Here is a 5,121-nt window from a genome sequence, read left to right as displayed (position 1 = left end):
GTCGATCGCAAAGGCGATGTCCAGGAAGTCGAGGCTGTCGATGCCGAGATCGTCGATGGCGTGGCTTTCCGGCGTGATCGTGTCGCGCGGGATGTCGCAGGTTTCCGCGATGATGGTAGCGACCTGATCGAATGTGGAGGACATACTAAGCCTTTGATATCTTGAATGTAAATTTCGTTCTGCGCGCGCAAAGGCTAGGCTTCGCACTGGAATAGGTCCAGTCCGCCGCAGGGAGTCGTTTGCCCGTATATCGGAGCAGGGGCGGCAGTTCAATGCAGTTGAGCAGGCGCTCACCAGCGCCCTGTGGGCTATCCGAAGCGCCCGGCAGGGGCCTCAGGGGTGGGGGTCGACGATCTTGGCGCAGTCGCGCCGCCCCATCAGCACGCAATCCTGGGTCTTGCGCAGGTCCGCGATGGTCACGGCGAGCCAGATGCCGGCGCCGACCAGGAGCGCCGTGAACGCGAACGCCGCGGCATTGGCCAACATGCGATGGCGGAAGTCGTCGGGCTCGGTTGGCTGCTGATAGCGCGACAGGTCGCCGGCCGGCTTGAGGGCGGTGCCGGACGCAGGGACGGTCGGATGGTTCGGCAGCGTCGTCGAGGTGCGCGGGACGAAGCGGAGCACGCGGTGCTCGTCGTCGTCGCGGATGATCGGCTGCTGGGTCTTCATGGGCGAGGGCCTAGTGAGGCAATGAGTGATCGTAACACGGGTGGAGGGGGCTGCCCCGGCAAAAGTCGCATGGCCGCAATGTCGTGATCGGACGCGATGACGTGGAACTGATCGGTCTATGCGTGAAGCGCGTGTCATAGTCGCTGCGGCAAATGCATCCAGGGAGGTCCGACATGTCGAATATCCGCGAGCCGATCCTGCAGCCGGTGCCGATCCTGTCGCTGCGCCCGACGCAGATGACGGTGGGCATGCGGGAAGTGAAGGAGAAGCGGAAACGCTGGCGCGCGCACACGTCGAAGAAGAAGCAGGCCAGGCTGCTCGGCGAGCACATGATCCCGGTGGTGCTGGGGCCGGACAAGAAACATTACGTGGTCGATCACCATCATCTCGCGCGTGCGCTGCATGATGAAGGGGTCAAGGACGTGCTCGTCACGGTGATCGCCGACCTGACCATGGTCGACAAGGATGCGTTCTGGAGCGTGCTGGATCACCGCCGCTGGGCCTATCCCTATGACGGCAAGGGCGAACGCCGGCCCTTCCGGGACATTCCCAAATCGGTCACGGGATTGAAGGACGATCCGTATCGCAGCCTCGCCGGCGAAATCCGCCGCGCCGGTGGCTATGCCAAGGACGTCACGCCATTCAGCGAATTCCTGTGGGCAGATCTGTTCCGTCGCCGCTTGTCACGCAAGGACGTCGAGAGCGACTTCGCGAGCGCCGTGGAGAAAGCGCTCGCCATCGCCAAGAGCAAGGATGCGATCTATCTGCCGGGCTGGTGTGGCCCGGCATCGGATGGCTGAGGCGCATCCATCGGCTCGGAAGTTGGATCACCCTTACCGCCAAGGGCGCGGTGCAGGGCGCGCTCGATCTTGCCGCCGAGCAGCAGCACCGCGAAGGTGATGGCGAGCGAAACACTGGCCAGCCGCCAGTGGCCGGCGCCGCACATGATGCCGATACAGGCGGTCAGCCAGACGCAGGCCGCGCTCGTGAGGCCGCGGATGCGGAAATGCCGTTCGGCATGGAAGATGACGCCGGCACCGAGAAAGCCGATGCCGGTGACGATGCCCTGCACGATGCGGCTGCCGGCATCGGTGAAGCCGCCCTGGCGCAGCGGATCGGCCAGGGTGGTGAGCATTGCGGTGGCTAGGCTGACAAGCGCAAGCGTGCGCACGCCCACCGGTTTACCGTGCAAATCGCGATTGAGCCCGACCGCGCCACCGGCAAGGGCGGCGACGCCGAGACGCAGGATGATGTCCGACCAGTCGAGCACGGCGATGCCTCCCGGCGACCGTTACTTCGGCAGCCGCCCCATCATGTAGAATTCGTCATTGGGCTTCATGCTGGTGACATTCGCCATGCGGTTCGACAGGGCGAAGAAGGCGGATACGGCGGTGATGTCCCAGATGTCGTCATCGGTGAAGCCGTGGCTCGCCACCTCGGCGAAATCGGCCTCCGACACGGTCTCGGCCGAGCGGCTGACCTTCATGGCGAAGTCGAGCATCGCGCGCTGGCGCGGCGTGATGTCGGCCTTGCGATAGTTCACCGCGATCTGGTCGGCGATGGTCGGGTCCTTGGCGCGGATGCGCAGAATCGCGCCATGGGCGATGACGCAGTAGTGGCACTGGTTCGCGGCCGAGGTTGCCACCACGATCATTTCGCGTTCGACCTTGGTGAGCCCGCTGTCCTTCTCCATCAGCGCATCGTGATAGGCGAAGAAGGCGCGAAACTCGTCGGGACGCGACGCCAGCGACAGAAACACATTCGGCACGAAACCGGACTTTTCCTGCACCGCCAGAATGCGCGTGCGGATGTCATCCGGCAGGCTGTCGATGGCAGGGGCGGGAAAGCGTGTCTTGGCAGCGGTCATGGAGCGTCCCTTGAAACTGTTGTTTCAAGGGACCATAGGCGATGATGCGGGCGCCGGAAAGCCGCAGCCCGGCTTACCTCAGCGGCTTCTTCAGCAGCGAGAAGCGATCGGGATCGAGGCCGAGCGACGGCTGCAGCATCGGCGCATCCACCATGCGTGGCTGTGGTGGTGCCATCGGGCGTTCGATGAAGCCGGGATCATTCGGGACATCGCGGCTCGACGTCGCGCCGCGCCAGCGCTCGAGTACGGCACCGACGAAATTCATGTCGAAACCGGCAGCGGCGGATGGCACCGTGGAAATCGTCGCTTCCGAACGCGGCAGTTGATGCGCCGGCACTTCCTTGAAACGCAGCCGCGTCGGCAGCGCGACACCTTCGCCGAACGCCAGCACTTCGCGGGTGCCGAGCGATGGCACGAAAGAGAGCAGGTTGGCGGCGGCATCCGACACCGCCGAGCGCAGCAGCGCCTGGTCACGGTCATTCGCCAGCCGCATCGCAAACAGCGTGTTGCACTGGGAGATGATGGTGGCGTCGAGTTCGGCCGGGCGTTGGGTCACGAGACCGAGATAGACGCCGTATTTGCGGCCTTCTTTCGCGATGCGCGACACCGCCTTGCGGGTCGGGCCGAAGCCGATATTGCGGTCGGCGGCAGCATAGCGATGCGCTTCCTCGCAGACGAAAAGCAGCGGCGAGGCACCGTCGCTCCACAGGCCGAAATCGAACGCCATGCGGCACAGCACCGAGACCACGGAGTCCACCACTTCCGCAGGGAAGCCGGCGAGCTGCATGATGGTCATCGGCTTGCCATTGGCGGGCAGGCGGAACAGATGGCTGATCACTTCGGCCATGGTGTCGCCGCCGACATTGGCGTTGTCGAACATGAAGGCATAGCGCGGATCGTTTTTGACCGCGTCGATGCGCGACAGCAGCTTGTGATACTGGATGCGCGACGAGCGGTTCTCCAGCTTGCCCATGCGCTCGTCGATCAGTGAGATCATGTCGACCAGGCGATAAGGCACCGGCGTGTCCACGGTGTAGCCGATGGTCTTCGGATCGATGCGCTTGAGACCGATGCGGTCGGAATTCTGGTATTGCGTATAGACGCCCTTGGCGATCGGAATCACCTCGGCGAGAATTTCGAGCTCTTCAGGGACGCCAGGACGGCCAGCGAACAGGACGTCGACGATCTCCTCGAAATTGAACAGCCAGAACGGCAGTTTCAGATTGCGCGGATTGAGCACCAGAGCCCTGTCGCCGAAGCAGCGGCCATATTCGTTGTGCACGTCCAGCAGGAACATGCGCAGGTTCGGCCGCACCAGCAGGATTTCATTGAGCAGCAGCGACACGCCCGACGATTTGCCGACGCCGGTGGAGCCGAGCACGGCGAAATGCTTGCTCAGCATTTCCTCGACATCGACATAGGCGGTGACGGAGCGATCCTGCTGCAGCGTGCCGACATTGATCTGGTCGGCGCCCGACGGTGCATAGACCGTGCGCAGGTCTGTATTGCTGATCAGTTCGACGGCGTCGCCGATGGTCGGATAAGTGGTGACGCCGCGCTGGAATTTTGGGCGATCCGGCGGCCCGCTGATCTCGCCCAAGAGGTCGACCGACGCGCTGGCGACATGGACATCGGACGCATTCAGATTCTCGGAAGAGACTTCCGTGATCATGGCAATGATGGTCGAAGCAGCGCAACGGATGCTGACGAAGCGCCCGACGGTGCCGCGCATCTCCGCGGGCGTCATTGGATTGACCGCCAGAACCCCCACGCGCGCGAGCGATCCGCGCACCGAAATGATGCGCCCGAACAACGTTGCTTTAGTCAAATGATCCATACCCGAATTCGCGTTCTGCGCCCCGATTTTACGGGCCACTATGCGGGGAAGGGGCTGGAGAAACTGTTAAAGGGAAAAGAACGGTTTGAGCCGGGTCGTCGCAGTGATGTCGTCAGGCAGAATGCCGTCGGAGGACAGGCCGGAAATCCGGTTATGAGGTACCGGTCCCATCGCCCGCGATTGCCTGGGTTCAGTCCGTTTTAACCAAGGCCGAAAGCGGTCCTGAAGATGTCTGTCGCGCCCGGGCAGAAGACGCTTGGGATCGGGGCAGCGTCGAGGCGGGTCAATCATCCCAATCTCCCGTCGCATGGCCCAGTTTGACGTCATCGACGGCTATTGTGTCGATATCCGCGCGAGCCTCTTGCGTTCGATGAGGCGGACGGGCTAGAAGGCGCTCCGTCGAGACGATGTTCTCGACCAACCGATTCCAGACCGCGGCTTCCAGCCCTTCGATCGTCTGAATCCGTTGGGGAATGGTGTAACGGTAGCACAACAGACTCTGACTCTGTTTGTCTTGGTTCGAATCCAGGTTCCCCAGCCAGCTAAGCTTAAATCACCAAGCGTCTGATTTCCCTCGATAAAGTGGCGGCTTTGGCCAGCGGCCGCTCTCGCCTCATTGTAAACTAATTCTAAACAGCCCTCCGTTGCCGCGGCATCACGCGTCCCGTAGTCCTAAGGCAACTACTAATCTGAGGGGGCGGATGTGAACAACTTAAAGGCCTATAGGCGCTATCTATATACCGGCGCG

Annotated in this window: 6 protein-coding genes and 1 tRNA gene; 2 read left to right on the top strand and 5 right to left on the bottom strand. The window is 62.6% G+C overall.

What is annotated here, in order from left to right; all coding sequences use genetic code 11:
• A partial coding sequence (locus tag ACIQ17_RS30595; RefSeq protein WP_398473233.1) for an acyl carrier protein occupies nt 1–144 on the bottom strand: 144 nt, incomplete at its 3' end.
• A 189-nt stretch (nt 145–333) separates the two neighbouring features.
• Complete coding sequence (locus ACIQ17_RS30590) at nt 334–669, bottom strand: hypothetical protein (RefSeq protein WP_398473232.1); 336 nt, start codon at nt 667–669, stop codon at nt 334–336.
• Between the two features lie 173 nt (nt 670–842).
• On the opposite strand from ACIQ17_RS30590, the gene ACIQ17_RS30585 reads away from it, so the two are divergent.
• Entirely contained in the window at nt 843–1,469 is a 627-nt protein-coding gene (locus tag ACIQ17_RS30585) for a ParB-like protein (protein WP_398473230.1), read from the top strand.
• On the opposite strand, the gene ACIQ17_RS30580 is transcribed toward ACIQ17_RS30585, so the two are convergent.
• The 3 genes from ACIQ17_RS30580 to ACIQ17_RS30570 form a co-directional block, all read right to left on the bottom strand.
• Nucleotides 1,430–1,939, bottom strand: coding sequence for an MgtC/SapB family protein (locus ACIQ17_RS30580; RefSeq protein ID WP_398473229.1), 510 nt, complete (start codon nt 1,937–1,939; stop codon nt 1,430–1,432). The genes ACIQ17_RS30585 and ACIQ17_RS30580 overlap by 40 nt on opposite strands.
• A gap of 21 nt (nt 1,940–1,960) precedes the next feature.
• Entirely contained in the window at nt 1,961–2,536 is a 576-nt protein-coding gene (locus ACIQ17_RS30575) for a peroxidase-related enzyme (protein WP_398473228.1), read from the bottom strand.
• A gap of 73 nt (nt 2,537–2,609) precedes the next feature.
• Nucleotides 2,610–4,373, bottom strand: coding sequence for an ATP-binding protein (locus ACIQ17_RS30570; protein ID WP_398473227.1), 1,764 nt, complete (start codon nt 4,371–4,373; stop codon nt 2,610–2,612).
• A gap of 467 nt (nt 4,374–4,840) precedes the next feature.
• Between ACIQ17_RS30570 and ACIQ17_RS30565 the strand changes: the two genes are divergently transcribed.
• Nucleotides 4,841–4,914: transfer RNA gene (locus ACIQ17_RS30565), tRNA-Gln, on the top strand.
• Nucleotides 4,915–5,121 lie beyond the last annotated feature (207 nt).

Source organism: Tardiphaga sp. (assembly GCF_044340795.1).
Taxonomy (GTDB): domain Bacteria; phylum Pseudomonadota; class Alphaproteobacteria; order Rhizobiales; family Xanthobacteraceae; genus Tardiphaga.
This window is presented reverse-complemented; position numbering and strand designations above follow the sequence as displayed.

Bases quoted from the DNA above. Each gene is read 5' to 3' on its own strand.
- ACIQ17_RS30590 (WP_398473232.1), bottom strand. From the start codon at position 669: ATGAAGACCCAGCAGCCGATCATCCGCGACGACGACGAGCACCGCGTG.
- ACIQ17_RS30585 (WP_398473230.1), top strand. From the start codon at position 843: ATGTCGAATATCCGCGAGCCGATCCTGCAGCCGGTGCCGATCCTGTCG.
- ACIQ17_RS30575 (WP_398473228.1), bottom strand. From the start codon at position 2,536: ATGACCGCTGCCAAGACACGCTTTCCCGCCCCTGCCATCGACAGCCTG.
- ACIQ17_RS30570 (WP_398473227.1), bottom strand. From the start codon at position 4,373: ATGGATCATTTGACTAAAGCAACGTTGTTCGGGCGCATCATTTCGGTG.